Raw genomic sequence first — 25,219 nt, forward strand, 5'->3', positions numbered from 1 at the left:
TCCGTCTCTTCGCCGATGCCGGAAACAGGAGCAGCACCGGCTGCGGGGCGTACGGGTCAGTTTCCTGTCGCCCAGGGAAACGGGACCTAGCCCAAGTGATTACCGCCCGTTACGCCGTGAACCTCGGCGGTGACATAACTGGATTCTTGAGAAGCCAGGTAAACATAAACGCCCGCCAGTTCCGCCGGTTGCCCTGCGCGCTTAAGGGGCGTTTGCTGACCGAATGTCGGGATGGCGTCCTGCGGCTGCCCACCGCATATCTGCAACGGCGTCCAGATCGGTCCCGGCGCCACGCAGTTGACGCGGATCCCTTTAGCGGCAACCTGTTTGGCGAGCGCGCGGGTGTAGGCGATAATTGCCGCCTTGGTTGAGGCGTAATCCAGCAGGTTGGGGCTGGGCTGGTAGGCCTGGATAGATGATGTCGTAATAATGCTGGCACCCGCGGGCAGGAGCGGAAGGGCCGCCTGGGTTATCCAGTGCAGGGCAAAGACGTTAGTTTCATACGTTTTGCGGAACTGCTCGCTGCTAAGGTCGGCAACATCTTCCACCGCTACCTGTTTCCCGGCGACCAGTGCCAGAATATCCAGCCCGCCGAGCGCCTTGTGGGCATCCGCTACCAGCTTTTTGCTGAAGGCTTCTTGACTAATATCTCCCGGCAGCAGTACGGCCTTACGCCCGGCCTGCTCCACCAGTTTTGCCACTTCTTCCGCATCCTGCTGTTCGTCCGGCAGATAGGAGAGAGCGACATCTGCGCCTTCTCGCGCATAGGCAATGGCGGCTGCCCGGCCGATCCCCGAATCAGCCCCGGTCACCAGCGCTTTTCGATCCTGCAGACGTCCGCTGCCGCGATAGCTTTTTTCACCACAGTCCGGTACCGGGCGCATTTCAGCCTGAACGCCGGGGGCCGGCTGGTGCTGTTTTGGGAAATCAGTGGCTGGGTACTGAGTAAGGGGATTCTGCATTTTATATTGGTCTGTCATTCGTCCTCCAGCTGTCGATTAATTTTTTTTAACCTTCTAAGCTTGGCAGACGGGAGTGATACGTCCAGAAAATGATGATGATTTATTTTATCTAGCTGAAATAATTACGAAAAACTATTGTTTTTAAAAATATCAGAACATTGCAAAATATAAATAAACACCGTAATGCACTAATTAATATGCCACATCAGAATTTAATTCATCAGCGTCAGCCGGGGAGGGGCAACAATGCCCCCCCCGGCAGTCGGTTAAAAGGACAAATCAACCGTCACCGTATCGCTGTAGGACCCCGCCGCTGGCGTGTTCTGGCTGGTGAGGATCAGCGCAGTATAGTTAAAGGTGCGCGTGAGCTGATCGCTGCTGATCGCGTTGGATGCCGAACTGGGCACGCGAGCGGAGCCGTTATCGCCCCAGTCGTCTGGGCCGCTGCCCTGATAGATCTGGTAGGCCAGCTGGTTACCGCCGCTGGTCATATAGCGCTGGTGACCTGTGGCGTGTAACCCGTAGTTTAACCCCACGGTATAAGTACTGCCTTTGGTGCATATGACACTGATTGACTGATTTACCGGCAGGAAGCTGCTTACCAGAGGTGCGCTGCCAAAGTTAATCGTCGGGGCGGTAATCGTCGTGCAGTCGTTGGTGATAGTGATGGTCACGTTAATGGGGACGGTGAACGTGCCGGTTTGTTGTTGGCCCAGTAAGCAGGCCCCGAACAGGCCGATACCGGTACAGATACGGTAAGTAAACAGTACCGACAGCTGGCCGGTATAGGTGCCCGCCGGCACCACCGCGTTAGGTAGCGTTCGAATATACAACGGAATGGGGAAGACAAATCCCCCGAGTAAATTGGCGAGGTTTATCAACTGGCTCTGGCTGTAGGTGGTCGCGGTGCCGCCTATCGTCAGCTCGGTGCTGCAGTTCGAGGTGGAACAGAGTTGGATCGGGATGTCGTTCGAATTAAGCGCCAGCTCGCCACGTCCCCCGGCGTTAGGCGTGGCCCCCACCAGCTGGACGGAAACAAAGTCACTGCTTAGCAGAACCACCAGACCACTGCCGCAGTTAACGGTGATAGTGGTACTGACGGTGCTGGGGGTGGTGTTAAGGACAAATGACGTCACCGTACCCAGGCTGGCGTTCACGCTGGTGGGACTGATGCTACATGCCGCCCGCCCTGCCAGGGAATACCCCATCATCAGCAAAAAGGTACACAGTAATAGCCGTTTTTTCATTGATTTGCTCCCATGGGTGACGATGACAGGACGCAGACCAGAGGGCCGTAGGTCATCAGTGATTTCGGTTTAGTCTCTGCGACCGTCAGTTCTGCGTTGCAGTGGCGTCCGTCAGGGGTATCGGCACGAATAACATTGCGCACGGTCAGGTTTTCCATCCAGACAATCCCATCGTAGCCGACATACTCATCCTGTTGCCCGTCGCGGGTAATGATGGTGGATACCGGCAGCGGGTCGCCGTGCTGGTCGTGCAGGATGACGTTGGCAGCGCGCAGTGGTTTTATCGGGAAGTTCAGCAGATAGCCGCTTTGCCGTCTGACCGCAAAACGTTGTTCCACGCTGGCGCTGGTCATATCAGCAGGCAGGTCGAGCGTGTTAATTTCGTATTTTGCCGGATACCAGGCGCTAACCCGTGGAACCAGCAAATAGCCATTGCTGTCGGTTTTACCCATCAGCTGATTTTCATAACTGACTTTGATATCCGGGTAATCGGTTTTTACCAGCACAAAGGCGTCGTTCACCTGATTAGCGGCAAACAGGCTATTGTCCATCAGGATCAGCGAGCCGCTCAGCTCTGCCCAGCGCGTATTGTAACTGTCATCACCATAGAAGCCGGCCGATGCGTCCAGCTTATTATTGCGCCATTGCACCGTGGCCTGACGGTAATCACCATTGATGCTCTGGTTGGCCCAGGCGGCATCGTAGGCGAAGCCACCATCAGACGGCATAGCCCGGGAGACATCGATGCGCTGTGAGTTATTGCCCTGCGCATCGCGCTGCATCGTCGTGCTGACGTTGCTCAGATCGCTAAACGGTATGACCAGCGAAAGCGCGCCTGACCAGCTTCCCTCCTGCTGGTCGCGGGTGGCGGACAGGTACAGGCTGCTGTTTGCCCACAGGGTTTTACTCCACGACAGGTTTAACAGTCGGGTGCGCTCCCCGGTACTGGGGGTGATATCAATCAACGCGGCCCCGAGGTTGCCGAACCTGTCCAGCGCCAGGCTGGCGCTATATTGCGCGCTGCGGCGGCTGAGAGAAGCGAATGTAAGCGTGTTTGAAGCCTGCTGCTCGCCATAGAGGGCAAGGTTAGCGAACTCAGCGGAACGAACGGTTTGTTGAAAACCGACGCTGTAACGACTGGCGCTATACTGATAGCCCCAGTTGTACTGGTTGCCACTCTGCCCCTGCATCTGGCTTTGGCTGACGGCACCGTTTATGACCCCGTAAGGTCCGATCCCCATCTGCAACCCGCCGCCGCCCAGCGCCAGCGATTTTGCGGCTTCAGCATGACTTTCCAGCGTAAGCCAGTCAGTTGCCCCATAGCGGTAGGATCCGCTACCCGCCGCCTGGCCATAATCAAAGCTGTTTAAGCCGTAGTTTTCACGCAGTGCGCCGCCAGATATTGAATAGTCAGAGAGGCCTTTCTTCAGCAGTGCGCTGGCAACATAAAAAGGCAAAGTAGTACTCACGCGGCGTCCGAGCGCATCGGTGGTCACCACCACCGCTTCACCTGCGCCGTTGACAAACGGCATATTGGTCAGAGAAAACGGCCCCGGCTGAACGCTGTTGCTGCTGTTTCTATAGCCATTGACAAACAGATCGACGGTCGAGGGTACCGCCGCCTGACCGGAAAATGCGGGCAGGGGATAGGTAATTAAATCCGGCCGCACCGAGAAATCACGTCCAAACTGAACTCCGCCGAGACGTACGCTGCTGCTCCACGCCAGCGCGTCGGTGACCAGATCTCCGACGCGTAGCGTCTGAGCATTTTCTTCATTTTCGATAGTCCACCAGGTGTCATAGCGCGTATAGCCATCCTGCTGATAGCCTGATGACCCAGAGAGCTGCTGTTGCCAGATGCCGTTGCTGGCAAACTGACCGCTGTTGCCAAAAAGACGCAGCTCATTCCAGGCAGACAGATGTGAACCACTGCCCCGGTTCTGGCTGGTATAGAAATCGTAATTGAGCAAAGCCCCGCTACTGCTGCGCCCGGCGTAGTATTCTCCGTTGTGCGCCGCGCCGCTGAAGCTCTGCTGCGGTAACCAATCAGCGGGTACGGTCAGCACGATGCGCTGGCCCTGACTGTCGTAGCTCGCTTTCACCCGATCCATTGCGGAAACATCCATAATGGTGGAGGTGATGCGCGAATTTGGGATGCCGGCGCGAAGCAGATCGCTGGCGCGGATCAGATAATGGTTATCCTTAAACTGCACTGGGATCAGCTCACCCGTATCACGGCCATTGATTATCAGTGCCAGCGTCCAGGTTTGTTTCTCTCTTGTCGACGTCGCGGCGGGCGGCGGTGGCGGGAGTCCGTTAAACGTTTCAGCGCTGACACCTGACGAGGTCAGGCAGCTCAATAGCCCGGTAATCGCCAGGGTGCGACGGTGTAATGAGGCGGTGCGGCGTCTTTGCATGGGCTACCGCTCTGCGCTGCTGCGCCAGGTGCCTTTCGTGCCCAACTGGGCGCTCAGTTCAGCACCGGCCGGGGGCGGAAACGGCAATGTGAAAGTATGGCTGCCGTTAGCCAGCACATAGCCCATCAGGCTGTCGGTGATGCTGCGGCCACCCAAAGATACGTTGCTCAGGCGCACATGACCATTGCCGCGGTTGGTAATCTCAATAGCCTGCTGTTTCCCCTGATTCACCAGCCGCCAGCTCAGAGTTGGCTTGATGTTATTTGCCCCCAGCCCGGCACCGTAGACAAACAGCGGCACCGAGTAACGCATCTGTAGGTTAAGCCCGACATTATTCTCTTCCTGAGGGTGCGGAGTCGGGATCTCATCCAGTACTATACGGTAGGCAATCTCCTGACCCGCAGCGGGAGGAACCTGCTTGATTAAGCGTATCTGCTGTCTTTTCCCGGGCTCGATGCGCACCATCGGCGGGCTGGCCATGACCTGTTGCTGGGTCTGGAACTGTTCCTGACCCTGGTTCTGCTGCCACTGAAATACCCGAACCTGCATTAATGTCGTGCTGGTACCGCGATTCTCCAGCCAGAGCTCGGCGGCTTTGTCATCGCTATTGATTTTGGGGTCAATAGGCCAGATCATCACGGAGTTCGCTGCGTGGCTGCCCGGTGAAGGCAGCATGCTTAGCGCAACCAATAACAGCCCGGAAATACGCGGTAATGCCATCATCCTTTATTGCTCCTTGTAGCAAAGTTACCAGCTCAGCGTCACCGTCAAGGTGTCGGTATAGCTACCGGCAGTGTTAACCCCTGTTACCTGAAGATGACCATAAACAGGTAAAGTAATATTGTTCGCATTGCTGTAGCTCAGCGTCACGTTCTGGTTAACCGGAATGGCGGTAGTCAGAGCGGCGTTGCTGTACAGGCTGTAAGCCACCAGGTTAGCCCCGCCCGTCCGTTGCAGATTACGGCTGCCGTTGGCATAGTAACTGCCACCGTTAATACTCATACTGAGCACGGTGCCGGGGGGGCAGGCCAGCGTAATGGTCGTATTCTGAACCAGACTGGCATTGGCGCTGTAGGTGCCAATGGCAGGCAGAGAGCCAAAATTCAGCGCGCCATATACCCCGGTATTGGTGCCGGATATCACGCAGCCGTTGACGATAACGGCGTTAACCGCAAAGGGTTGGGTTGGTAACGACCATCCGCTACTGCTGAACAGCAGCAGTAGCGGAATAAGCGGGCGCATAACGCCCGCAAACAGAGAAGCCCGATATGGCACAATAAGTTCCCCGGGACAAAAATCAGTAGGTTATAGCAACGTTAATCACATCCGTGTAAGTGCCTTCCGGAATGGCGGCATTGTCACCGCCTCCGGTAATTCGACCGAAGATCTGATAGTTTGATCCCAGTACCGGGTCAGGAGTACCGTTTGCCGTCAAATTGGTATTGTTGGCGATCGGCGTGCTTGAGGCTGCTGTCGGATAGAGCGTATAGGCAATAGCCGTTGTGGCCTGCGTGGTGCTGATCAGGTACCTCGGCGCGGAGGTTACGGTGCCGAACACCGTAGCAGGCGCGGTATTACTGCCGGTGATGGCAACGGTATAGGTGTCACCAGCGCTGCAGTTAATGTAGATACCGCTACCCGCGGATCCGGCCACCGAGGCGTTCAGAGTGGTGAACGTTGACGGGCTGGTACCGAAGTTCAAGCTACCGAAGTTAATGCCGGTCGTTCCCGGTTGTCCATTAACCAGGCAGTTGTTGGTCAAATTAAGGGTTGCGTTGATGGTGCCCGTGGCGGTTGCAGCATAACCTGACGAAACGACGCCGAGTCCAAGACCACAGCCCAGCAAGAAAAGCTTCATTTTCATAACTATTCCTTACTTATCAGAGTGAAAAGGTTTTTTTTTCCTGATGAAGTCTTATTGTCTGCAATTAAAAGCAGCATAAGAAATAAGTGCGAAAATGTGACAGGGGAATTAATTTTAACAACCTATATCAGTAACTCCTGTTAACTGATTTGGAGTTATCTGAAGCAACTATAAAGTGAATAAATCTGTTATGTGAAGTGAAATATAATGGCGTATTAATATATAAGAATATCGCTATGTATAAAAAATGTAATCTATTGTTTTAATTGTTTTCATAGAAGGTCGGTTTTATTTCCCAGCCTGAGAACGAACTTTAGCCGTTTTTCACTGGGTCAAAATATCATTATTTAGTTAACTATCTTTATCAATCATATCACCTGGTTTCTGATGGCAGTACGAACGTGACCCCGCGTGCTGTTATTTTAGGACCATCTGCAACCTGAAGAATAAGGGTATATACTGTTAAGCTCTCATTGATGGTAGCGGGTTGTAGCGCAGTGGCAAAATATGAACAATTGGTGGCGCTAATCCGCCAGCAAATAGAATCTGAAATATGGTTGCCGGGAGAGAAGTTGCCTTCGCTACGCGATCAGGTCAGGTTGAGCAGCATGAGCCTGATGACGGTGATGCATGCTTACCAGGTACTGGAAAGCCAGGGATTAATCCAGTCTCGCCCACAGTCAGGCTACTTTGTTGCGCCTCACGCCGAATTCCTTAGCCAGCCGTCCAGCCACCAGAAGGTGCAGCTTGCTGAATCCGTGGATATCAACGCCTTTATTTTTGATGTATTGCAGGCCTGCCGCGATCCGCGCATTGTGCCGTTTGGATCGGCCTTTCCCGACCCGGAACTGTTTCCCCAACGCCAGATGATGCGTGCATTGACTACCGTTTCGCACAGTATGAAAGCGGTAGATGCCCTGCATAATTTGCCCCCCGGTAATGAAGCGCTGCGCAAAACGCTGGCGCAGCGTTATGCCTTACAGGGCATTCAGGTTTCGCCGGATGATATTGTTATCACCAACGGGGCGCTGGAAGCGTTGAACCTCAGCCTGCAGGCGCTAACAGAGCCGGGAGACTGGGTGGCGATTGAAAACCCCTCTTTTTATGGCGCGCTACAGGCCATTGAACGACTCAAGCTCAGGTCGGTGGCTATCGCCACCGATCCGCAAACCGGCATCGATCTCGATGAGCTGGAGCGTGCGCTGGAACGCTGGCCGATAAAAGCGCTGTGGATGATGACTAACCAGCAGAATCCGGTGGGCTGCACGCTAAGCAGTGAGAAGAAGCAGCGGCTGGTGGCGCTGCTGGCGCAATATAACGTCACGCTGATTGAGGACGATGTCTACAGTGAACTCTATTTTGGCAGCGAGAAGCCGCTACCGGCAAAGGCATTTGACCGCCATGATAATGTTCTGCACTGCTCTTCGTTTTCAAAAAATCTGGTGGCAGGGTTTCGTGTCGGCTGGGTGGCGGCGGGTAAACATGCCCAGCGCATTCAACGATTGCAGTTGATGAGCACGCTGTCGACCAGTGCGCCGATGCAGCAGGCGCTGGCAACCTATCTGGGTACCGGAAGCTATGACCGCCACCTGCGGCGTCTGCGTCAGGTGCTGGAGCAGCGTAAGAACTTGGCGCGTCAGGCGCTGAAAAAATACCTGCCGACCGGAGCGCAGATCAATGATTCACGCGGCGGCTATTTTTTGTGGATTGAACTGCCCAGACAGGTTGATACGACCGGGCTGTGTTATCGCGCTCTGCGTCACGATATCAGCATTGCGCCGGGCAAAATGTTTTCCTCCAGCGAGCAGTACGCCAACTACTTCCGTTTTAACACCGCCTGGTGGAATGCGTCGCAGGAAAAGGCGGTAGCCACCCTGGGACGGCTGATCGCCGAATGTATTGACATTTAGCGTGCCGGGGCGGTCTTCCCGTATCCACGACGGATACCCTATACCGTGGCCGCGCGTTTTTGCCCCCAGGTGAGGTGGAACACATCGTAGAAATCCACTTCGCCCTTCAGCGACAGCAGTTTACGGATGCCCTGCTTGATGTTATCGGGAACGTTATCAGCGGCGAGAATATCCGCCACCGCCTGTTGAGAAAGGGTGCGCACATAATACCATTCGCCGTTGTAGCAAACGCGCAGGTCAAGCGTGTCAATGTCTTCAAAGCGATACCGGGGATTGATATCCATCAGCATCAGGCCACTCATCAGCAGAACAAACACCGTTGCTCCCCAAAATGCAGGCCAGCCGAGAAAGTCGGTGGTGAAAATCAGTGCAACGGTCAACGCGTAGCAGCCATACATGGATGCCCAGAGTCCGGGATGGGTCTTCAGGAACTGAAAGCTGAAACGGGGTTTGTTATCACGCTTTTCCTCGCGGTTTAACGTGTCGATCTCGCGCAGTAGTATCTGTTTCACTTCTTCCATTTTATATCTCCGATAGACATGTCGGGCAGAATGTCATTAGACCCTGGTTTCAGTCATAACGGCAGACACAGTTTAGGTTAAATAAGTTATAACAGTGGCCTATGTCCCAGTGCGAAGTAGCCAGCTGACATCGCAATGTGTAGACTCTCGGCTTCATGCAGGGGCTGTGCGCATGCCTCATAGTGGGTGAAAAAATGACGTTAAAAAAAATCCTTCCATTATTCGTTTTCGCGTGGCTGATAGCCGCGATAGATCCGGCACGTGCTCTGGACTGTGGGCGAACGTCAAATATGGCGGAATACACCGTCTGTACGAATCCCCAGTTGCTCTGGCTCGATCGGCTGTACAATGATGCTTTCCATCAGCGGATGACTGAAGATCCACATCATGCCGCTCTGCTGGTTGCGCCCCAGCGTCAGGGATCGCCCTGGTGTACCAATACCCGCTGCCTTCGCGGCGCTTATCTCAGGCAGATTGGCCAGCTGTACGGGGCCGATCGTCCGTTTGACTGGGAAGGGATGTGGTGGAACAGCACCGCCCCCTCTGGCAGCAGCGGCAATATCCTGATTAGCGGATACGACGGTCAGCAATTCCATATGGATGGCAACGTAAAAGGCGGCGTCAACCACTCGGTTTTCGCGGGCGATGTGCACCGTTATTCCGGCGTTGGTTTTACCGATAAAATTAACTGGGGTGGAGATTGCGCCATTATTCTGGTGCCGCTGGCAGACGGCAGGTTAAAAGTCAGTAGTGATAGCGCCGGCAGTTGCAGCCTGCTCTTGCCGGGTGAGATGGCCATTGACGGTATCTATATAAAGGGCCAGACCGATCCGCGTCCGCCCGCGACCTTGCTCAGTATCGGGATTTTCACCGATCGGGCAACGGATGATAAATTCCGCCAGCTGGTGGGTACGGATTATCAGCAGTATGTCGATACCGCTACGGATTTTGCCAGAGGAAGGGATCTCGACAATATTGGGGCAACCGTGATGGTTCTGTGGGTAAAAGGTCTGGCGAATCGAAAAGCGGCGATGATAATGACCAGCCCACAGGGAAAAATATGGGCGCTACGCCTGGAGCCAGCGGATGAAGGAAAGGGGGTAAAGCTGCACTACGTGACCACCGAAAACGATAAAAAGACGCTCCCCAAAACCCTCGCCAACTGGCAGGCGAGGTTTATCGATCGTTAATTTAACGGTAGCTGTAGATCTGCCCCGAGGGCGTAACGATCAGGCGTTTGTCTTCAAAATGAAGCGTGACAAATGCAATCCCGTTACGCCCGGAATCCCCAATAATGCTTTTGATCATGCGCGCCTGATGGCTCTCTGCAAAATAAACCAGCTGATAATCAAACGTGACGCCTTTAAAAATCGAGTTGTGCTGCTGCAAATAAATTTTAAGCACAAAGCGGCTATCATTAGGGCTGGTTAGCGTCATGATCGAGGTTTTGTCATGGGAGACAATACTGGAGTCATAAACTTCACGCTGCCGAGACAGCAGATCGTAGTATCCCAGTTGCAGATCCTCTGCGGCAAATTCGGAAGACAGCAGAACTTCCTGCTGACCTGGCAGCCGTTTCATCAGAGCGGCCACCAGCACTATCGCCAGGGTGGCCAACAGTAAACTAATTGACGCAGTTCGCCATTTCATTCAGCTTTCTCTCACTTTCCCGATAGATCAACGCGCTAAGCAGATTGCCATTCATACGCCAGTTAACGATATTCATTGCCAGCTGCTTGCTGCCGCAGCGGCTTTTCAACGTCAGCGTGTAGTTGAGCGAAACGCCGGATGAAAAAAAGAACACCTCCATATTGACCTGCTTGTTTTTTAAAATCTGGTTGAGAGAATAAAAAGCGGGCTCCAGCTGTTTGCTTAATTCGCCAGCGGCAGAGGTTTTCTCATTGCGGCGGTGTAATTCAAGCAGGCGAATATTGCTGTAAACCCCCGCGTCCTGCTCGCGTATTTGCGTGCGGAACCAGAAATCGCGGGGTATCAGCATCCAGACAAGCAAAGCGATTAAAAGAACGGCCTGTAAAGGCACCAGCCAATACCACAGCTTACGGGCGGCGGGCTTCTGATGATGTTCAGATCCTGGGGCGCTGTACGACGGGTGCGAAACGGCAGTCTCGAGCTCGGGCTCCGCCTGCGCATGTTGCTCAATCGCCGCGTCGGCTTCTGACATCTGCGTCTTAGATTGGGGATTGGAGAGCATCTCACAAAATTCGGCCTCAAGAATATAGCCCTTTTTGGGAATGGTCTTGATAACCTTCTGTAGCTTGCCATCATCCTCAAGCGCTACACGCAGCGCATGGATGGCATTCGGCAGGCTGTTATTGCCAATTACACGTCGTTCCCAGACAAGATGATTTAACTCTTCACGCGAAAAAGTCTTTCCGGCATTTTCCGCCAGTACGCGCAGTAGCTTGAGCTGATACTCCCCCAAACGGCGTTGTTCGCCGCTGTCCTGATGGAGTAAAGTACCGGAAGCAAAATCAACGCCCCAGTGATTAATAATACAATCCACAGTCATAGTCGCCGTATATCATCGAAATAAATGTGAGTATCCACGTAATAACAGATTTCACCGTCAAAGTTGACATTATCCTCACCGCATGCGGGCCGATTATAAACGGTTATTATTACTAAGTCTGATAATTAATTAAGGCCAAAAGCAGCGATAAATTTAATGATTTATATCGTCAGGTGCAGACGGCCTGACGATGTCGTTCCTTTTCTCCTGTAACAAAAACCGACATCATTAAACGCGAATGTGAATGCTAAACCAGACTGTCTTTTTCTTAATGCTGAATTATTTTTTTGTCATCTCTTTGATATCGAACCGTCATTTAGGCGGGGTAGCGTACCGGTAACGTTCCCGGAGATTAGCCTGTGCTTACCGTCGAAAGCCTACTTAACGATTTGCGTCCCGAATATCAGGCCTCGGACTGGCAGAAAAGCCTGTTGCGATATCTGCTACATGAAAAAGAGATCCAGCTTTTCAGCCACCGAAACAGGCATCTGAAAGGGCTGGATAGGGTCGAGCAGGTGCTCGAATATTTGGACATCAGCTGTGAACTGAGCGAGCGCGATCTGGAACAGATTCCCAGCCATGGGCCAGTGGTCATTGTGGCTAATCATCCTCTTGGTACTCTGGACGGGCTGGCAATGTTGCATGCGGTGTCACAGGTGCGGCGTGATGTAAAAATCGTCACTAATCGTTTGTTGAGCCGTATGGGATCGTTGGATAGCCTGATTTTGCCGGTAGACAACATGGGCAAGCGCACCAGCCGCCAGCAGGTTGAGAGCATGCAGCAGCAGCTGGAGCAGCAGGGGGTACTGATTTTCTTCCCGGCTGGAGAGGTCTCCCGCCTGGGGAAACAGGGGATCAGGGACAGGTCGTGGAACCACGGTTTTTTACGGCTTGCCGCGCGTTTTCGTGCCCCCATCGTGCCGGTTCACATTAGCGGTCACAACAGCCTTTTGTTCTATCTCACTTCCGTCATGTATCGGCCGCTGTCGACGCTGTTGCTGTTTAAAGAGATGTTTAACAAACGCGGCACGCGGCTAAAGCTGATCGTCGGCAGGCGTATCCCCTGGGCCAGCTGGTACGATGGCCGTCCCCCGGCGAAGGCGCTGGCGGCCCGCTTTCGCGAACATCTTTACCATATTGCGCAGGGCAAACCCGGACTCTTCCAAACCGAAGCGGCCATCGCGCGTGCCGAAGATCGCGCGGTGCTAAAACGTGTGCTGGGTGACTGTGAGGTACTGGGGAAGCTGCCGGACGGTAAAACCGTCTGGCTTTATCGCCGAAATGGTGAAGAATATGTGCCCATTCTGCGCGAACTGGGGCGACTGCGCGAAATTGCCTTCCGGGCGGTGGGAGAGGGTAGCGGTAAGCGGCGCGATCTCGACGATTTTGACGATGATTATTATCACCTGATCCTGTGGGATGAGGCGGCCCTGGAGATCGTGGGCGCCTATCGTTTTATCCCTACGGCACGGCAGCTTGAGGACAAAGGGCTGGACGGTATTTACAGTCATAGCCTGTTTCATTACGACCATCGAATGGATCCGGTGCTGATGCAGGGGATTGAGCTGGGGCGCAGCTTTATTCAGCCGGCCTACTGGGGTAAACGCGGTCTTGATTATTTGTGGATGGGGATCGGCGTTTATCTGGCGAGGTACCCGCAGTATCGCTATCTTTTTGGCCCGGTGTCTATCTCCGGCAGTCTGCCGCTGGCGGCACGCGATCTGCTGGTTGCGTTTTATCGCCTGTACTTTGCGGCTGAGCTGCCGCTGGCGACCTCGCGCCGACCTTATCCGGCTTCTCTACCGGCTGTGCTGGCGCAGTTCAGCGGCGATAATTACGGCGAGGATTTGAAGCGATTAAAGCAGCTGCTGGGCAACCTCGGCAGCGCGATCCCACCTTTATACAAACAATATTCCGAATTGTGCGAAGCGGGCGGGGTGCAGTTCATCGATTTTGGCTGCGATCCGGATTTTAATCACTGTATTGATGGACTGGTCCTGGTCGATATCACGATGTTGAAAGAGAGCCGCTACCAGCGCTATATCGCACCTCATCAGCCGACATCGAAGCAGGACAGCGCCGGATAAAATCCCGGGGACTTATCTGTTACCGAATATGAATTGCCATAAAAACGTCATCTTTTGCCCTTAGCCTGCCTGTCGGCAAGGTTAAATTTATGATGATAAAAAGGATAATTTATGCGTTTTCGCTTCACGTTACTGACCGCCGCACTGTTGCTCAGCCCATTTACCCAGGCTAAAAACGCCGCCGATCTGCCGCAGGTGGCGGCGATGGCGAATGAAACCACCGCGGCTGGCAGAAGTACTGCTTTTGTTGAACTGGAAAATCAAATACATCGTTCGCTGCTCGACAGCATCAAAGGCGAGAGCGGCACGCTAACCCGCAGCCAGCTGGAGGGTGCCGGGCAGGGCCAGGCGCTGGCAGATAAGGCCTGGTTGAAATCCACCGGCTACGATTTTGCGAAAAAAGAGCAGCAGCAGGCGGGGATTGCCCTGCTGGAAACCTTTAGCAGTCTGCCTAAAAATACGCTGCGGCAGAACCTGGCAACGGTGGAAACGATCAATCTCAATGCGACCAGCGGACTGCGGCAGCAGGCGCTGGTCGACGCCGAAGGACAGAATTATCTCTTTTTCCTGGCCGATGCGCTGGGGCCTCGGCTTGGGCAGGCTTTTATCCGCGCCTATAACAAAGGTGAGTTAAGCAAAGCCGCGGCGCTGATCAAGGCCAGCGAGGTCAGCACCAGCGAAGCGAAAAAGCATTTTGGCTATCCGCGCCCGTTCCTGATCCCAGCTAACACGATCCATCTTGTACCGGACAGCGCCATCGTCAAAGATAACCATCCGTACACGGCGGACGGCGGCGCCTTCCCTAGCGGCCATACCAATACTGGCTATACCGATGCGCTGCTGATGGCTCAAATGGTGCCGGAACGCTTTGTTCCGTTGGTGGATCGCGCGGCGCGCTACGGCTATTCGCGCGTTGTGCTCGGCGTACACTACCCGCTGGACGTCATGGGTTCGCGCATGGTGGCGCAGCGTAACCTGGCACATTATCTTAACGATCCGCAGTATCGTTCCCTGTTCGATGAGGCGAAACGGCAGTTACGTACGGCGCTGGAGAAAGAGTGCGGTATGTCGCTATCTGCCTGTGCGAAAGTGCCGTTAAAAGACGATCCTTACGCGGCGGCATCCATGCAGACCTTCTACCGCTTTACCCTCACCTACAACCTGCCGCGCGAAACGGCAGCGCCGTCACCGCTGGTGGTGCCGCAAGGGGCTGAAGTGCTGCTGGAAGCGCCGTTACCTCATCTTAGTGCGGCGCAGCGCCGTCAGCTGATGGTGAAGACGGCGCTGGCGGGCGGCTATCCGCTGTCGGGAAATGCCGACCAGAGCTTCTGGCAGCGCCTGAACCTGCACGATGCGGTAGCCGCAGCGCGCTAACCACCATCGATAAAATGGGCGCAGGCTGCTATACCCCGGCACCTTCGCCCATATCTGCTCTATCTCTTCTTCCCGCCCCCAGACATCTTAAGAAATTTCCTGACACATATTGTCATTGCTTTTTATTCGTCGTAGCATCCGGGGGCAGCTTTGGGATTGATAATAATAATCATTTTCTTTTGTATGGGGTTGGCTATGACATTCTGGGGTAAATTATGGGTTTTGGCTGGCGGTTTGCTCACGTCAGCGACGCTTCTGGCGGCACCCTTCGTGGTGGAAGACGTCAGCGGGCGTAAAGTTGAAATTAAGTCCGAAGTACAGCGAGTGATCCTCGGAGAAGGACGACAGATTTATCTGCTAGCCGCCTTTGATACCGATGCGCCATTTAAACGCGTGGTCGGCTGGCGTGACGATCTGCCCAAGGCCGATTTCGACAGCTATCAGATTTACGCCAAGAAATATCCGTCTATTGCCACCTTACCGACCTTTGGCGGCGCGAAGGACGGCACCTTTAACATTGAACAGGCTCTGACGCTGAAACCTGATTTGGTGCTGATGAACCTTGAGTCTAAAGCCGCGACCGACGAGTCCAAACTGACCGAGAAACTCAGCAAGCTGGGCATCCCGGTTGTGTTTATCGACTTTCGTGAAAAGCCCTTCGAAAATGCTGAAAAAAGTATTCGCATCATGGGACAGCTGGTGGGTAAGTCAGCGCGAGCGGAAGAGATCGTTGCCTTTCGCCAGCGGCAGATCGATATCGTGACTGACCGACTGAAAAACTTCCAGGGCAAACGACCGAAGGTGATGCTGGACCGTGCGGGGGGCTACACGGAAGAGTGCTGCATGTCATTCGGTGATGAGAACTTTGGCCGCATGGTTGAAGTTGCCGGAGGCGTCAACATCGCCAAAGAGCTGATCCCCGGCACCTTTGGCATGCTCAATCCCGAACAGATTATTGCCGCGCGTCCGGATGTGGTGGTGGTCACCGGGGCCAACTGGAAAAACTACAATACCGCAGGCGGCTGGGTGGGGGTTGGGCCCGGGGCTGATTTAGCCGTTGCCCGCCAGCGTTTGACCGCACTGATGGCGCGGCCCGCATTCCGTACTTTGCCGGTTGCCACTGATGGCAACGCGCACGCTATCTGGCACCAGTTCTACGACAGCCCGTATCAGTTTGTCGCCATTCAGGCGCTGGCCAAGTGGCTGCATCCCGAGCTGTTTAAAGATATCGACCCGGATGCGACTTTCCGTGAGTTTTATCAGCGTTTCCTGCCGATAGATTATCAGCCTGGCTACTGGGTGACATTGCCGGCGAGCGCGCGGTAAGCGCGGCGGCATAAAAAAAGGCGGCCGCTGAAACAGGGCCGCCTTTTTTAAGCGAAGTCGCTGAAGGCTTAAGCCTGAGGATGTGCGCCGGGCTCGCTCATTTTCTTCAGGTCTTTATCCACGAAGAACAGGGCCTGACCGCTGTTACCGACCAGCGCCAGTTTATCCAGCACGGATTTGAACAGTTTCTCTTCTTCGTGCTGCTCGGCGACATACCACTGCAGGAAGTTGAACGTTGAGTAATCCTGAGTGGTGATCGCGGAATGTGCCAGCTCATTGATCTTGGCGGTGATCAGCTGCTCGTGCTGATACGCCTGCTCCAGCACTTCGTGCAGAGAGTTAAAGGTTACCGGGGGCGCATCAATAGTCCCCAGCACCGGCATTGCGCCGGTATCGCTCAGGTAGTTAAACAGACGCTGCATATGCTGCATCTCTTCTACCGAATGCTCATGTAGGAAAGCGGCAGCGCCTTCAAATCCTTTGTTGTTGCACCATGCGCTCATCTGCAGGTACAGGTTGGCAGAATAGAATTCCAGATTCAGCTGATCGTTCAGCTGAGCGGTCATTTCGTTAGTCAGCATGGTGACTCCTTTACCCTATGGGCAGTATTGAACAGGTGATTTCGGTGCATTATGCACATGTTGTGCGCAAATAAACATGATTAATTATAGCAGTGGCTAAATTAATATTCCCGTTTCGTTTTTTTAAAGTTATTGATAATCATTCCATTATTTAAACCCCTTTCATTAATAGTTTAAATAAGTCTGATAACCATTCTTATTAAGGATGCGCGGGCCTCTGCCGTCCTGCCCTGGTGCTGTCTTTCAGCGTGCCGGCGGGTCTGGCGGCGCTTTGTGCCAGGGCGGGGGGATCACAGCAAAAAATACCTGACCGGGATGATTCGTTATCGCGATCTGGCTGAAAAAATGCAAAATATAAAAGCCGTCGTTTATTACTAACAGGAACCAGTCCACTTTTTAGAAACGTCAGAGGCTGTTTTTTATCTCTTTATTTCGATCGTGTCGTTATCACCGATGGGTAAAAATAAACGCTGTAAATATATCAATGCAGACGATCTGGCTATAAACGAATTAGCGAAATGTTTAATCTGCATCGACGCGGGTGAAATGAGAGCTAATGTGATCCGCCAGGAGTATGGCAGCGGGGGGGAGGGTAATCCTTCATGGCTGATTAAGCCAGAATCGACCTCTGTTTTCAGTCGACTCTGGCCAAGGCAGGCGGTTAGAAATCCATCTTCACGGTAAACTGCACCTCACGCGGATCGCCAATCTGGTTGGACAGATTGTTGGTGGCGATAGATGAGGTGTAATACGTCTTGTCGAACAGGTTCTTGACGTTAACTTGCAGGGTCACCGGATGCCGCGTCTTAATTTTGTAAGCGGCAAACGCATCGGCCACCGCATAGCCCTGTAATGAGTAGTTTTCAGCGTTGTCACCCGAACGGCGGCTCACCGCATGGCCACCGCCGCCAACGGTCAGCGTATTGCCGCCGATAACGTTATGGAAATCGTACGTCAGGAACAGCGATCCGGTGTGGCGCGGAACGTTAGGCAGCACCTTGCCTTTATAATCGGGATCTTCCAGTACTTTGGCATCGGTATAGCCGTAGCTGGCGATCAGGTTAACGTTCTGCGTTAACGCACCGGCAACGTCCACCTCAACGCCGCGTGAACGGACTTTACCGGCGGTTTTCGCCACGCTTTCGTCACCGACCGTCTCGGTGTACAGCACATTGCGCTTGTCGATATTAAACAGCGTAACGTTAGCGGTCACGCCGCTGAACAGATCGAATTTGGCCCCCACCTCATAAGCCGTAGCGGTTTCCGGCGGCAGCTCACCGATATAGCTGGCAATCGAATACTGCGGCATAAACGAACGCGAAACGTTACCAAACAGCGATACGTTTGGCGTTGCTTTGTAGACCAGGCCAAATTTTGGTACCCAGGCGCTGTCACGGCTGTCGGTATTGGTGTTAAACGGACGGCCTTTTCCGGCAAATTCGGTGAAATACTGGTAGCGCACGGCGCTGACCGCAATCCACCTGTCGGTCAGGTAGAGCGCATCCTGGACGTAGGCAGAGTAGCTCACCTGCTGGATACGCTGATCGCTGTCGGAGGCCGACACGCTGCTACAGGTTCCTGTCGAACCGTAGGATGGACGGTAGATATTGAAATCTTTCACGTTTTTACAGCGGATCATATCGGTACGCAGCAGATCGTAGTTCTCGTAGGCGATCCCGGTCAGGATCTCATTATAGAACCCGCCGATGTTCACATTGCCCTGTAGATCGGCGCGTGCCGCGTGCTGGCGCTGGGTCGATCCCTGGGTTGCGTCAACGCGCCGTGTCAGCGTGCCGCTGGTGGCATCGTAGGCCATCACGCGCGCCTGATTATCGCTGTACTTGTCCTGGCTGAAGCTGTAATCGAATTTTGCGGTCCACTGGTTATCAATACGGTATTCGGCGTTCAGCTGCGCGAGATCGGACGCGCCGTCGGTGACGTTATACGCCTCGTCAAAACGCGTTTCACGACTGACGTTCACCGCATGGCCGGTGTTTAAATCAAAAATGGTGCCGCGGTCAAAAGGCGTAGAGTAGTTACGGTGTGAATAAGAGATGTTTACGGTGGCATCGTCGCCGAACCAGCTCAGTGACGGGGCGATAAAGCTGCCGCGCTCCTTGCCAAAGTTGCGCCAGTAGTCCTCATGCTGATAAGAGCCAATCAGGCGATACGCCAGGCGGGTGCCTTCAATCGGCCCTGTAATATCAACGCTGCCGGTTCCGCCGCCAAAACTGGTTGAGGTTGCCTGAAGGGAGCCGCCGAAGGTGGTTTCTGGCCGTTTAGTCACCACGTTGATCAAGCCGCCCGGATCGAGAATGCCGTACAGGGTGGAGGCCGGGCCCTTCAGAACCTCAACGCGCTCCGTGGCGGCATTGAAACTGCGCGGCAGCACGGTTTTCAGGCCGTTGGTCATCACCGAACCGTCACGATTACTGCCGAACCCCCGGCGTACAAACGCGTCCTGGGTGCCGCCGAGTGTATTGGTCTGCACCACGTTACTGACGTTGTTCAACACCTCGTCCAGCGTGGTGGCATGCTGGTCGGCAATCACCCTGTCGCTGACGGTGTTCACCACCTGGGGAATATCCAGCAGCGGCAGGGTAGTCAGGGTGGCGGTTGAGGAATTCAGCGGCTGATAGCCGGAAGTCATCGGCGTATCGGCAGCGGAGCTGCTGGCTTCGACCGTCAGGGTGCCGCCATCGCTGGCGGCCGTGCTGACCGCGGAGGGCGGTTTTTTTTCCGCCATCGCCGTCGGTGTGCTCAGCGCCCCGATAAACAGCACTGAAAATAATTCACGCCCTTTTTTCCCCAGAAAAGAAGGTATTAACTCTGTCATTTATGTTATTTCCCGCAGGCTTCGCATTTTTCAGTTAAATGAGAAGGGGTTGGTAAAGTCATTGCCCGTCCAATGGCATCAGCGCTTTTCTATCTGTTATGTCCGCCTGACGTGGCGCAGATATGTAATTGAGAATCATTCAAACATGTAGTGATGTAGTAGTAAACGAAAGAAATAACAAATAATACGACGGTAAATAAGCGGCTTAATGGCCCACTAACAGTGCGTATTTTTTTATTTAAATCGTATTTTATCAATAGGATGGGTTTGTAATTCGTTTTCATTTCGCAGCATGGTTAGAGGTAATAAATCCGACTGATAAGCAGGGCTTTAATTCTTGACTACTACAGCCGTTCTCCGCATGATCGCAAAAGAGAATGAGATTTATTTTTATTTAATCGCTATGTACGCACGGGCTTTATCGCCATGCCGTGCGCAGCAGGAGTTGGACATGCCACAGCAGGTGGAAAACGATGTTGGCGCATACGGCGCGCCCACAGAACAGGGTATCGTCCTCGATCGGCTGTCAGCCGGCTACGGTAAACAGCGCATTGTTGATGATGTCAGCCTGACCATTCCCCGTGGGAAGCTGACGGTACTGGTCGGGGCTAACGGCTCCGGGAAATCCACGTTGTTGACCACTATTGCGCGTATGCTTAACCCGCTCGGCGGCAGCGTACGTCTGGACGGTAAATCCATCCATCATCAGCCTACCAAAGCCGTGGCGCGCCAGCTTGGCATGCTGCCACAGTCACCGCTGCTGCCGGAAGGACTGACGGTATTTGAGCTGGTATCACGCGGGCGTTATCCCTGGCAGCACTTTATGCGCCAGTGGTCGGCACAGGATGAGCAGGCGGTAAACGATGCCATGCGCCTGACCGGCACGCTGGACTTAGCCCATTTGCCGGTTGACAGCCTCTCCGGCGGCCAGCGGCAGCGCTGCTGGATCGCGATGGCGCTGGCGCAGCAAACCGCCACCATCCTGCTGGATGAGCCGACGACCTTCCTCGACCTGCGCTATCAGGTGGAGATCCTTGAGCTGCTAAGCGATCTGACGCGGCGGCACGGGCGCACGGTTGTGGTGGTGCTGCACGACCTTAACTTCGCGCTGAACTATGCCGATACGCTGGTGTTTCTTAAACGCGGGCGGCTGGCGGGCATCGTGAGCGAGGCGGAAAACTGTAGCGCGGCGTTGATTAAAAGCGTGTTTGACGTTGAGGTGCAGATGTCGGTCAACCCGTTAACCGGTCGGCCTTTCTTTATGCCGTTTCGCCGCCGTGATGAGGTGGGGGGATGAGTGCGCTACCCCGCCGCGATCCCCGAACGAGGCTGATGGCAATCGTTCTGTGCGTGCTGTTATCCGGCTGCGCGGTGCTCCATCTTGGGCTGGGGACGCGCTATATTGCGCCGCAGTCCGTGATACGCGCATTGCTGGAGTATGACCCGCGCAACTTTGACCACCGGGTGATTGTTGACCTGCGCCTGCTGAGGCTGCTCAGCGCGCTGTTGACCGGGGCAGCGCTGGGCGTGGCCGGAATGATGCTGCAATCGGTTCTGCGAAATCCCCTTGGCGAGCCGCATATCCTCGGCCTGAATGCCGGGGCAGCGCTGGCGGTTGTGGCCAGCACGGCGCTGGGCGTCAGCGGAGGCGGCCTGTTAACCGCACGGCCGCCGATCGCCGCCTGTGGTGCCGCGCTGCTGTTTGCCGTGGTGATGCTGCTGGCCTCGGCCGGGCGCAGCGGGCTGACGCCGCTGAAGGTGACCCTGTGCGGCGTGGCGCTCTCGGCATTTGCTTCTTCTGTCACCGCCGCCATCCTGATCCTTGACGAGCAGACCCTGCTGGCGATGCGCACCTGGCTGGCGGGCGACCTGGCCGGGCAGAGCTGGGAAGTCACGCGCGCGGCGGCGTTTCCGGCGCTGTTGGGGCTACTGCTGGCAGTATGGATTGCCCCACGGCTGAACCTGCTGGCGCTCGGCGACAGGGTGGCCAGCGGATTGGGGGTCAATATCGCCCGTACGCGCCTGCTCGGCCTGGCGTCTACCGCCTTATTATGCGGAGCGGCGGTATCGATGGCAGGACCGGTGGGCTTTATCGGCCTGCTGGTGCCCCATATCGTGCGCCGGGCGTGCGCCGAAGATATCCGGCTGGCGGTGCCGCTCTCGGCCCTGTGCGGAGCGCTGCTGATGCTGCTGGCCGATATCGCGGCGCGTATGCTGCTTGCGCCGCAGGAGCTGGCAACCGGGGTCATGACCGCGCTGGTCGGCGCACCGGTATTTATCTTTATTGCCGCAAGGTTATTTAAATGAGGCCCATCACACGGCGCGCTGGCTTCAGGCCCGTGCAGCTTGGACCCTATACCCTGCTGCTACGCCCGCGCGTACTGGCGCTGTGCCTGCTGCTCATCGGCGTACTGCTGGGGCTGGTGATACTGGGCGTGACCCAGGGTTCCCTGCCGGTCCCGGCATCGGCGATTGGCCGGGCGTTGTTGTACCCGGAGGCGCTGCCCGCGCAGCAGCACTTTATCGTGTGGGATATCCGGCTGCCGCGTTTACTGATGGCGGCGTTGAGCGGCGCCATGCTCGGCATGGCCGGGGCGGCGATGCAGTCGATAGCCCGCAACGGCCTGGCCGATCCGGGGCTGATTGGGGTGAAAGAGGGCACCAGCGCGGTAGTGCTGACGCTGATCCTGTTATTCCCAGGGCTTAGCCTGCTGTGGCGGCCGCTGGCCGGCATGGCGGGGGGCCTGCTGGTGGCATTACTGGTGGTGTTGCTGGCGCGGGATATATCGCGTCCGCGCTTTATCCTGGTCGGAATCGGCGTTTCGTGGCTGTTCGCGGCCGGAATTGGCGTATTTATCACTACCGCAGAGGTGCGTGACGTGCAGACGGCGCTGGTGTGGATGGCGGGCAGCCTGCACGCGGCGACCTGGCCACTGCTGGCGGTGGCGGCAGGCTGGGCGCTGCCGGGAGCGCTGATCCTGTTCCTCACCGCCCGTGCTTCTGACGTGGTGGCGCTGGGTAACCCGGCGGCCACCGGACTGGGCGTGCAGATAGCGCGGCTGGCGCTGTGGCGTTTCACCGCTCCAGTACTGCTGACGGCGGCCAGCGTCTCCTGCGTTGGCAGTCTCGGATTTGTCGGGCTGATCGCGCCACATATGGCACGTTTCCTGCTGCGCGGCGGGCAGGTGACCTTGCTCAGCGGCAGCGCGCTGCTGGGTGCGCTGCTGGTGCTGGTGGCTGATACCCTGGGGCGGCTGGCGTTCGCCCCGCTGCAAATCCCGGCGGGTATCGTGATGGCACTGGTCGGTGGGCCGTTTTTCCTGCTGTTGCTCTGGCGTCGTCGTGACGCGTTTTAACCCTTTGCTGCATGGAGTCTTTATGCGTCTTCTGTTCACTTTCCTGCTGCTGCTGACAAGCGCCGCCGCGGCCGCAACATCAACCCAGTCGTTTACCGACGATTTGGGGCGAACCGTCAACGTTCCGCTGCACCCACAGCGCATCGTCTCGTTGCACGATCTGGATATCACCATTCCGCTGATTGAACTGGGCGTACCGCCGGTGGCAAGCCACGGGCGTACCCGGCCGGACGGCAGCCATTTTCTGCGTTCCAGCGCATTGCTGACCGGGGTCGATTTTGATAACTCAGACATTCAGTTTATCGGCACTGCCGATATGGATATTGAGGCGATTGCCGCAGCCAAACCGGATCTGATTATCACCGAGCCCAACCGCAACGTGGCGGTGGAGCAGCTGGAGAAGATCGCACCCACGGTCAGTATCGATCATCTGACGGGAGGCGCACCGGCGATCTATCGCAAGCTGGCACAGCTAACCGGACGCCAGGCGCAGCTGGCGATCCTTGAACGCCGTTACCAGCAGCAGGTCGCCCAGCTGAAGCACGTGGTTGATACGCAACATACCCGCGTTGCGGTGCTACAGGCGAATAATGGCAAGATCACCGTTCATCACAGCTACCATTCGCTGGGACGCGTTCTGCGCGATGCGGGCTTTCGCTTTCCGCCGCTGATCGATGCGATCCCGGACGGTGGGCGCATTGACGTTAGCGCGGAGCGTCTGCCGGAGCTGGATGCCGATTTTGTTTTTGATACCTGGCGTGCCGATACCGGCGGGAAACCGGCGGACGAGCTGGCGGAGATGAATCGCGTGCTGCCGGGATTTTGCGAGTTTTTAACCGCCTGTCGGCGTGGAAATTATATTTTACTGTCGCGCGATGAGGTGATTTCAAACTCTTTTGCTGCCCTCGCGCTGCTGGTGGCCCAGGTACAGTCGCAGATTTCCGGCCGCCCGCTGCCGGCGCAAATGGAGAATAAATGAGCCTGTCCGAGGCGCGCAGGCGTGTTGATCTGCTGGGCGACCGCTTTCGCGCCCGTGCTCACCAGCTGTCGCCAAGGCTGTTTGCGGTTGCCAGCTATATCAACGAGCATCGTCACAGGGTGCTGGAATGCACCGCGCTGGAGATTGCGGCGGCGACGCAGAGCTCGGATGCCACGGTGATCCGCGCCGTGCAGGCGCTGGGCTTCGCCGGGCTGCGTGATGTGAAGCTGACCATCGAGCGTTTTTTCGGGCCGGGGATCAACTCGGCGGAAAAGATGAACACCACGGTTGGCGCGCTGGCCAGCGATATTAACGCCAGCATTGATTTTGTGGTTGATGGGCATCAGCGTGCCTGTGAGGCGTTGAGTGCCCCCCATAACCGCGCGGCGATGGCACAGGCGGTGGCGCTGCTGGCGGAAGCCCGGCAGGTGGCGATTTTCGGCATCGGCGCTTCCGGCATTCTGGCGGAGTACACCGCCAGGCTGTTTACCCGAATCGGCACCCCCGCCAGCGTGCTTAACCGGACGGGTATCCTGCTGGCTGAACAACTGCTGAACATGCAGCGCGGCGACGTGCTGATTATGATGGGGCAAAAGTCGGCGCACCGTGAAGGATTGACCACGTTAGGTGAGGCGCGCCGTCTGGGGATCCCGGTGATACTTCTGACCAACGCGCCCGACTCGCGTTTCAGCCGCGAGGCGCATACGGTGATCGGCGTGCCGCGTGGCGGTGAGAACGGCAGGGTACCTTTGCACGGTTCGGTGCTGCTGTGTCTGGAGATGCTGGTGATGTCGGTGGCCTCAACCACGCCGCAAAAAACCATGAAATCAATGAAGCGTATTCAGGATCTGCACCGGGGGATTGGCAAGTCAGGGGGCAGGAAGGGGTGATTGACTGAAAAAAATGCCGGCGGAAGATGACGTAAGCGGTTTGTCGCGGCGCGGCAGGGCGCGGACATGTATCGGCGGCTGCCGTATGCCGTTGTTCCTCATTTCCCCCGGCGAATAAACAGGCTGATAAATCACGCTGAGCTTCGGGTTCGCTTTCAGCCAGCGCCGAGTTTCGCCTTTATCAAATACCGCATGCTCTGCGCGACACTCTTCCAGCGCGTTGTGGATTAACGTCACTTTTTCATCGTTGTGTGGGTCATGGGTACGCAGCATCGGTGCTGCCCTGCCAACAACGAATCGCTCCACGCAATGCAGATGTTTTACTTATGCACTATTTAT

At 55.6% G+C, this 25,219-nt stretch carries 22 protein-coding genes; 10 read left to right on the forward strand and 12 right to left on the reverse strand.

Features of this window, described 5'->3' with window-relative positions:
- Positions 1–86 precede the first annotated feature (86 nt).
- The 6 genes from ETA_RS03390 to ETA_RS03415 form a co-directional block, all read right to left on the reverse strand.
- On the reverse strand, positions 87–980 hold the full coding sequence (locus ETA_RS03390) for an SDR family oxidoreductase (protein WP_012440210.1): 894 nt from the start codon (positions 978–980) through the stop codon (positions 87–89).
- 248 nt (positions 981–1,228) lie between these two features.
- Positions 1,229–2,209 (reverse strand): Csu type fimbrial protein, encoded by a 981-nt coding sequence (locus ETA_RS03395; protein WP_012440211.1) that lies wholly within the window; start codon positions 2,207–2,209, stop codon positions 1,229–1,231.
- Positions 2,206–4,626, reverse strand: a complete 2,421-nt coding sequence (locus ETA_RS03400; RefSeq protein WP_012440212.1) for a fimbria/pilus outer membrane usher protein — start codon at positions 4,624–4,626, stop codon at positions 2,206–2,208. The genes ETA_RS03395 and ETA_RS03400 overlap by 4 nt, the downstream gene beginning before the upstream one ends.
- Positions 4,627–4,629: 3 nt before the next feature.
- Complete coding sequence (locus ETA_RS03405) at positions 4,630–5,349, reverse strand: fimbrial biogenesis chaperone (protein ID WP_012440213.1); 720 nt, start codon at positions 5,347–5,349, stop codon at positions 4,630–4,632.
- A gap of 24 nt (positions 5,350–5,373) precedes the next feature.
- Complete coding sequence (locus ETA_RS03410) at positions 5,374–5,901, reverse strand: Csu type fimbrial protein (protein ID WP_042958587.1); 528 nt, start codon at positions 5,899–5,901, stop codon at positions 5,374–5,376.
- Positions 5,902–5,923: 22 nt separating this feature from the next.
- Complete coding sequence (locus ETA_RS03415) at positions 5,924–6,490, reverse strand: spore coat protein U domain-containing protein (protein WP_012440215.1); 567 nt, start codon at positions 6,488–6,490, stop codon at positions 5,924–5,926.
- Between the two features lie 497 nt (positions 6,491–6,987).
- On the opposite strand from ETA_RS03415, the gene ETA_RS03420 reads away from it, so the two are divergent.
- Positions 6,988–8,400: an aminotransferase-like domain-containing protein gene (locus tag ETA_RS03420; protein WP_012440216.1), complete on the forward strand. Its 1,413-nt coding sequence runs from the start codon at positions 6,988–6,990 to the stop codon at positions 8,398–8,400.
- Between the two features lie 38 nt (positions 8,401–8,438).
- Here the strand turns inward: ETA_RS03420 and ETA_RS03425 are convergent, their stop codons facing one another.
- The gene (locus tag ETA_RS03425; RefSeq protein ID WP_012440217.1) at positions 8,439–8,921 is read right to left on the reverse strand and encodes a YlaC family protein; all 483 of its coding nucleotides are present in this window, start codon (positions 8,919–8,921) and stop codon (positions 8,439–8,441) included.
- A gap of 194 nt (positions 8,922–9,115) precedes the next feature.
- Here ETA_RS03425 and ETA_RS03430 point away from each other — a divergent pair, with 194 nt between their 5' ends.
- On the forward strand, positions 9,116–10,111 hold the full coding sequence (locus ETA_RS03430) for a lysozyme inhibitor LprI family protein (RefSeq protein WP_042959245.1): 996 nt from the start codon (positions 9,116–9,118) through the stop codon (positions 10,109–10,111).
- Between the two features lies 1 nt (position 10,112).
- Here the strand turns inward: ETA_RS03430 and ETA_RS03435 are convergent, their stop codons facing one another.
- Complete coding sequence (locus ETA_RS03435; protein ID WP_012440219.1) at positions 10,113–10,571, reverse strand: hypothetical protein; 459 nt, start codon at positions 10,569–10,571, stop codon at positions 10,113–10,115.
- Positions 10,546–11,451 carry a winged helix-turn-helix domain-containing protein gene (locus ETA_RS03440; RefSeq protein ID WP_012440220.1) on the reverse strand — a complete coding sequence of 302 codons (906 nt, stop codon included), beginning with the start codon at positions 11,449–11,451 and terminating at the stop codon, positions 10,546–10,548. Before ETA_RS03440 ends, ETA_RS03435 begins: the two co-directional genes overlap by 26 nt.
- Before the next feature lie 359 nt (positions 11,452–11,810).
- Between ETA_RS03440 and ETA_RS03445 the strand changes: the two genes are divergently transcribed.
- The 3 genes from ETA_RS03445 to ETA_RS03455 all read left to right on the forward strand — a co-directional run bounded on the left by ETA_RS03445 (position 11,811) and on the right by ETA_RS03455 (position 16,238).
- The gene (locus tag ETA_RS03445) at positions 11,811–13,538 is read left to right on the forward strand and encodes a lysophospholipid acyltransferase family protein (protein ID WP_012440221.1); all 1,728 of its coding nucleotides are present in this window, start codon (positions 11,811–11,813) and stop codon (positions 13,536–13,538) included.
- A gap of 111 nt (positions 13,539–13,649) precedes the next feature.
- On the forward strand, positions 13,650–14,912 hold the full coding sequence (locus ETA_RS03450; protein ID WP_012440222.1) for an acid phosphatase: 1,263 nt from the start codon (positions 13,650–13,652) through the stop codon (positions 14,910–14,912).
- A 195-nt stretch (positions 14,913–15,107) separates the two neighbouring features.
- A complete protein-coding gene (locus ETA_RS03455) occupies positions 15,108–16,238 on the forward strand; it encodes an ABC transporter substrate-binding protein (RefSeq protein WP_012440223.1) in 1,131 nt (376 codons plus the stop codon).
- A 68-nt stretch (positions 16,239–16,306) separates the two neighbouring features.
- Here the strand turns inward: ETA_RS03455 and ftnA are convergent, their stop codons facing one another.
- Together ftnA and ETA_RS03465 are read right to left on the reverse strand one after the other, a co-directional pair.
- The gene (gene ftnA / locus ETA_RS03460) at positions 16,307–16,819 is read right to left on the reverse strand and encodes a non-heme ferritin (RefSeq protein ID WP_012440224.1); all 513 of its coding nucleotides are present in this window, start codon (positions 16,817–16,819) and stop codon (positions 16,307–16,309) included.
- Between the two features lie 661 nt (positions 16,820–17,480).
- Positions 17,481–19,655: a TonB-dependent siderophore receptor gene (locus tag ETA_RS03465; protein ID WP_012440225.1), complete on the reverse strand. Its 2,175-nt coding sequence runs from the start codon at positions 19,653–19,655 to the stop codon at positions 17,481–17,483.
- A gap of 451 nt (positions 19,656–20,106) precedes the next feature.
- On the opposite strand from ETA_RS03465, the gene ETA_RS03470 reads away from it, so the two are divergent.
- From ETA_RS03470 to ETA_RS03490, 5 genes are read left to right on the forward strand one after another with little or no spacing between them, the layout of a single operon-like run.
- A complete protein-coding gene (locus ETA_RS03470; protein ID WP_012440226.1) occupies positions 20,107–20,952 on the forward strand; it encodes an ABC transporter ATP-binding protein in 846 nt (281 codons plus the stop codon).
- Entirely contained in the window at positions 20,949–21,962 is a 1,014-nt protein-coding gene (locus ETA_RS03475; protein WP_012440227.1) for a FecCD family ABC transporter permease, read from the forward strand. Before ETA_RS03470 ends, ETA_RS03475 begins: the two co-directional genes overlap by 4 nt.
- A complete protein-coding gene (locus ETA_RS03480) occupies positions 21,959–23,011 on the forward strand; it encodes a FecCD family ABC transporter permease (RefSeq protein ID WP_012440228.1) in 1,053 nt (350 codons plus the stop codon). Before ETA_RS03475 ends, ETA_RS03480 begins: the two co-directional genes overlap by 4 nt.
- Positions 23,012–23,033: 22 nt before the next feature.
- Positions 23,034–23,990 carry an iron-siderophore ABC transporter substrate-binding protein gene (locus tag ETA_RS03485; protein WP_012440229.1) on the forward strand — a complete coding sequence of 319 codons (957 nt, stop codon included), beginning with the start codon at positions 23,034–23,036 and terminating at the stop codon, positions 23,988–23,990.
- Complete coding sequence (locus ETA_RS03490; RefSeq protein WP_012440230.1) at positions 23,987–24,880, forward strand: MurR/RpiR family transcriptional regulator; 894 nt, start codon at positions 23,987–23,989, stop codon at positions 24,878–24,880. The genes ETA_RS03485 and ETA_RS03490 overlap by 4 nt, the downstream gene beginning before the upstream one ends.
- Here ETA_RS03490 and ETA_RS20650 read toward each other — a convergent pair.
- Complete coding sequence (locus ETA_RS20650) at positions 24,860–25,153, reverse strand: hypothetical protein (RefSeq protein ID WP_042958590.1); 294 nt, start codon at positions 25,151–25,153, stop codon at positions 24,860–24,862. The two genes, ETA_RS03490 and ETA_RS20650, sit on opposite strands and share 21 nt — an antisense overlap.
- Positions 25,154–25,219 lie beyond the last annotated feature (66 nt).

The organism is Erwinia tasmaniensis Et1/99 (assembly GCF_000026185.1).
In the GTDB taxonomy this organism is placed as follows: domain Bacteria; phylum Pseudomonadota; class Gammaproteobacteria; order Enterobacterales; family Enterobacteriaceae; genus Erwinia; species Erwinia tasmaniensis.

What these genes read in the sequence shown, in the direction of transcription:
- ETA_RS03395 (WP_012440211.1), bottom strand. Translation starts at nt 2,209, where the DNA reads ATGAAAAAACGGCTATTACTGTGTACCTTTTTGCTGATGATGGGGTAT.
- ETA_RS03490 (WP_012440230.1), top strand. Translation starts at nt 23,987, where the DNA reads ATGAGCCTGTCCGAGGCGCGCAGGCGTGTTGATCTGCTGGGCGACCGC.
- ETA_RS03465 (WP_012440225.1), bottom strand. Translation starts at nt 19,655, where the DNA reads ATGACAGAGTTAATACCTTCTTTTCTGGGGAAAAAAGGGCGTGAATTA.
- ETA_RS03470 (WP_012440226.1), top strand. Translation starts at nt 20,107, where the DNA reads ATGCCACAGCAGGTGGAAAACGATGTTGGCGCATACGGCGCGCCCACA.
- ETA_RS03455 (WP_012440223.1), top strand. Translation starts at nt 15,108, where the DNA reads ATGACATTCTGGGGTAAATTATGGGTTTTGGCTGGCGGTTTGCTCACG.
- ETA_RS03450 (WP_012440222.1), top strand. Translation starts at nt 13,650, where the DNA reads ATGCGTTTTCGCTTCACGTTACTGACCGCCGCACTGTTGCTCAGCCCA.
- ETA_RS03435 (WP_012440219.1), bottom strand. Translation starts at nt 10,571, where the DNA reads ATGAAATGGCGAACTGCGTCAATTAGTTTACTGTTGGCCACCCTGGCG.
- ETA_RS03390 (WP_012440210.1), bottom strand. Translation starts at nt 980, where the DNA reads ATGACAGACCAATATAAAATGCAGAATCCCCTTACTCAGTACCCAGCC.
- ETA_RS03400 (WP_012440212.1), bottom strand. Translation starts at nt 4,626, where the DNA reads ATGCAAAGACGCCGCACCGCCTCATTACACCGTCGCACCCTGGCGATT.
- ETA_RS03440 (WP_012440220.1), bottom strand. Translation starts at nt 11,451, where the DNA reads ATGACTGTGGATTGTATTATTAATCACTGGGGCGTTGATTTTGCTTCC.
- ETA_RS03415 (WP_012440215.1), bottom strand. Translation starts at nt 6,490, where the DNA reads ATGAAAATGAAGCTTTTCTTGCTGGGCTGTGGTCTTGGACTCGGCGTC.
- ETA_RS20650 (WP_042958590.1), bottom strand. Translation starts at nt 25,153, where the DNA reads ATGCTGCGTACCCATGACCCACACAACGATGAAAAAGTGACGTTAATC.
- ETA_RS03480 (WP_012440228.1), top strand. Translation starts at nt 21,959, where the DNA reads ATGAGGCCCATCACACGGCGCGCTGGCTTCAGGCCCGTGCAGCTTGGA.
- ETA_RS03405 (WP_012440213.1), bottom strand. Translation starts at nt 5,349, where the DNA reads ATGATGGCATTACCGCGTATTTCCGGGCTGTTATTGGTTGCGCTAAGC.
- ETA_RS03485 (WP_012440229.1), top strand. Translation starts at nt 23,034, where the DNA reads ATGCGTCTTCTGTTCACTTTCCTGCTGCTGCTGACAAGCGCCGCCGCG.
- ETA_RS03425 (WP_012440217.1), bottom strand. Translation starts at nt 8,921, where the DNA reads ATGGAAGAAGTGAAACAGATACTACTGCGCGAGATCGACACGTTAAAC.
- ftnA (WP_012440224.1), bottom strand. Translation starts at nt 16,819, where the DNA reads ATGCTGACTAACGAAATGACCGCTCAGCTGAACGATCAGCTGAATCTG.
- ETA_RS03475 (WP_012440227.1), top strand. Translation starts at nt 20,949, where the DNA reads ATGAGTGCGCTACCCCGCCGCGATCCCCGAACGAGGCTGATGGCAATC.
- ETA_RS03430 (WP_042959245.1), top strand. Translation starts at nt 9,116, where the DNA reads ATGACGTTAAAAAAAATCCTTCCATTATTCGTTTTCGCGTGGCTGATA.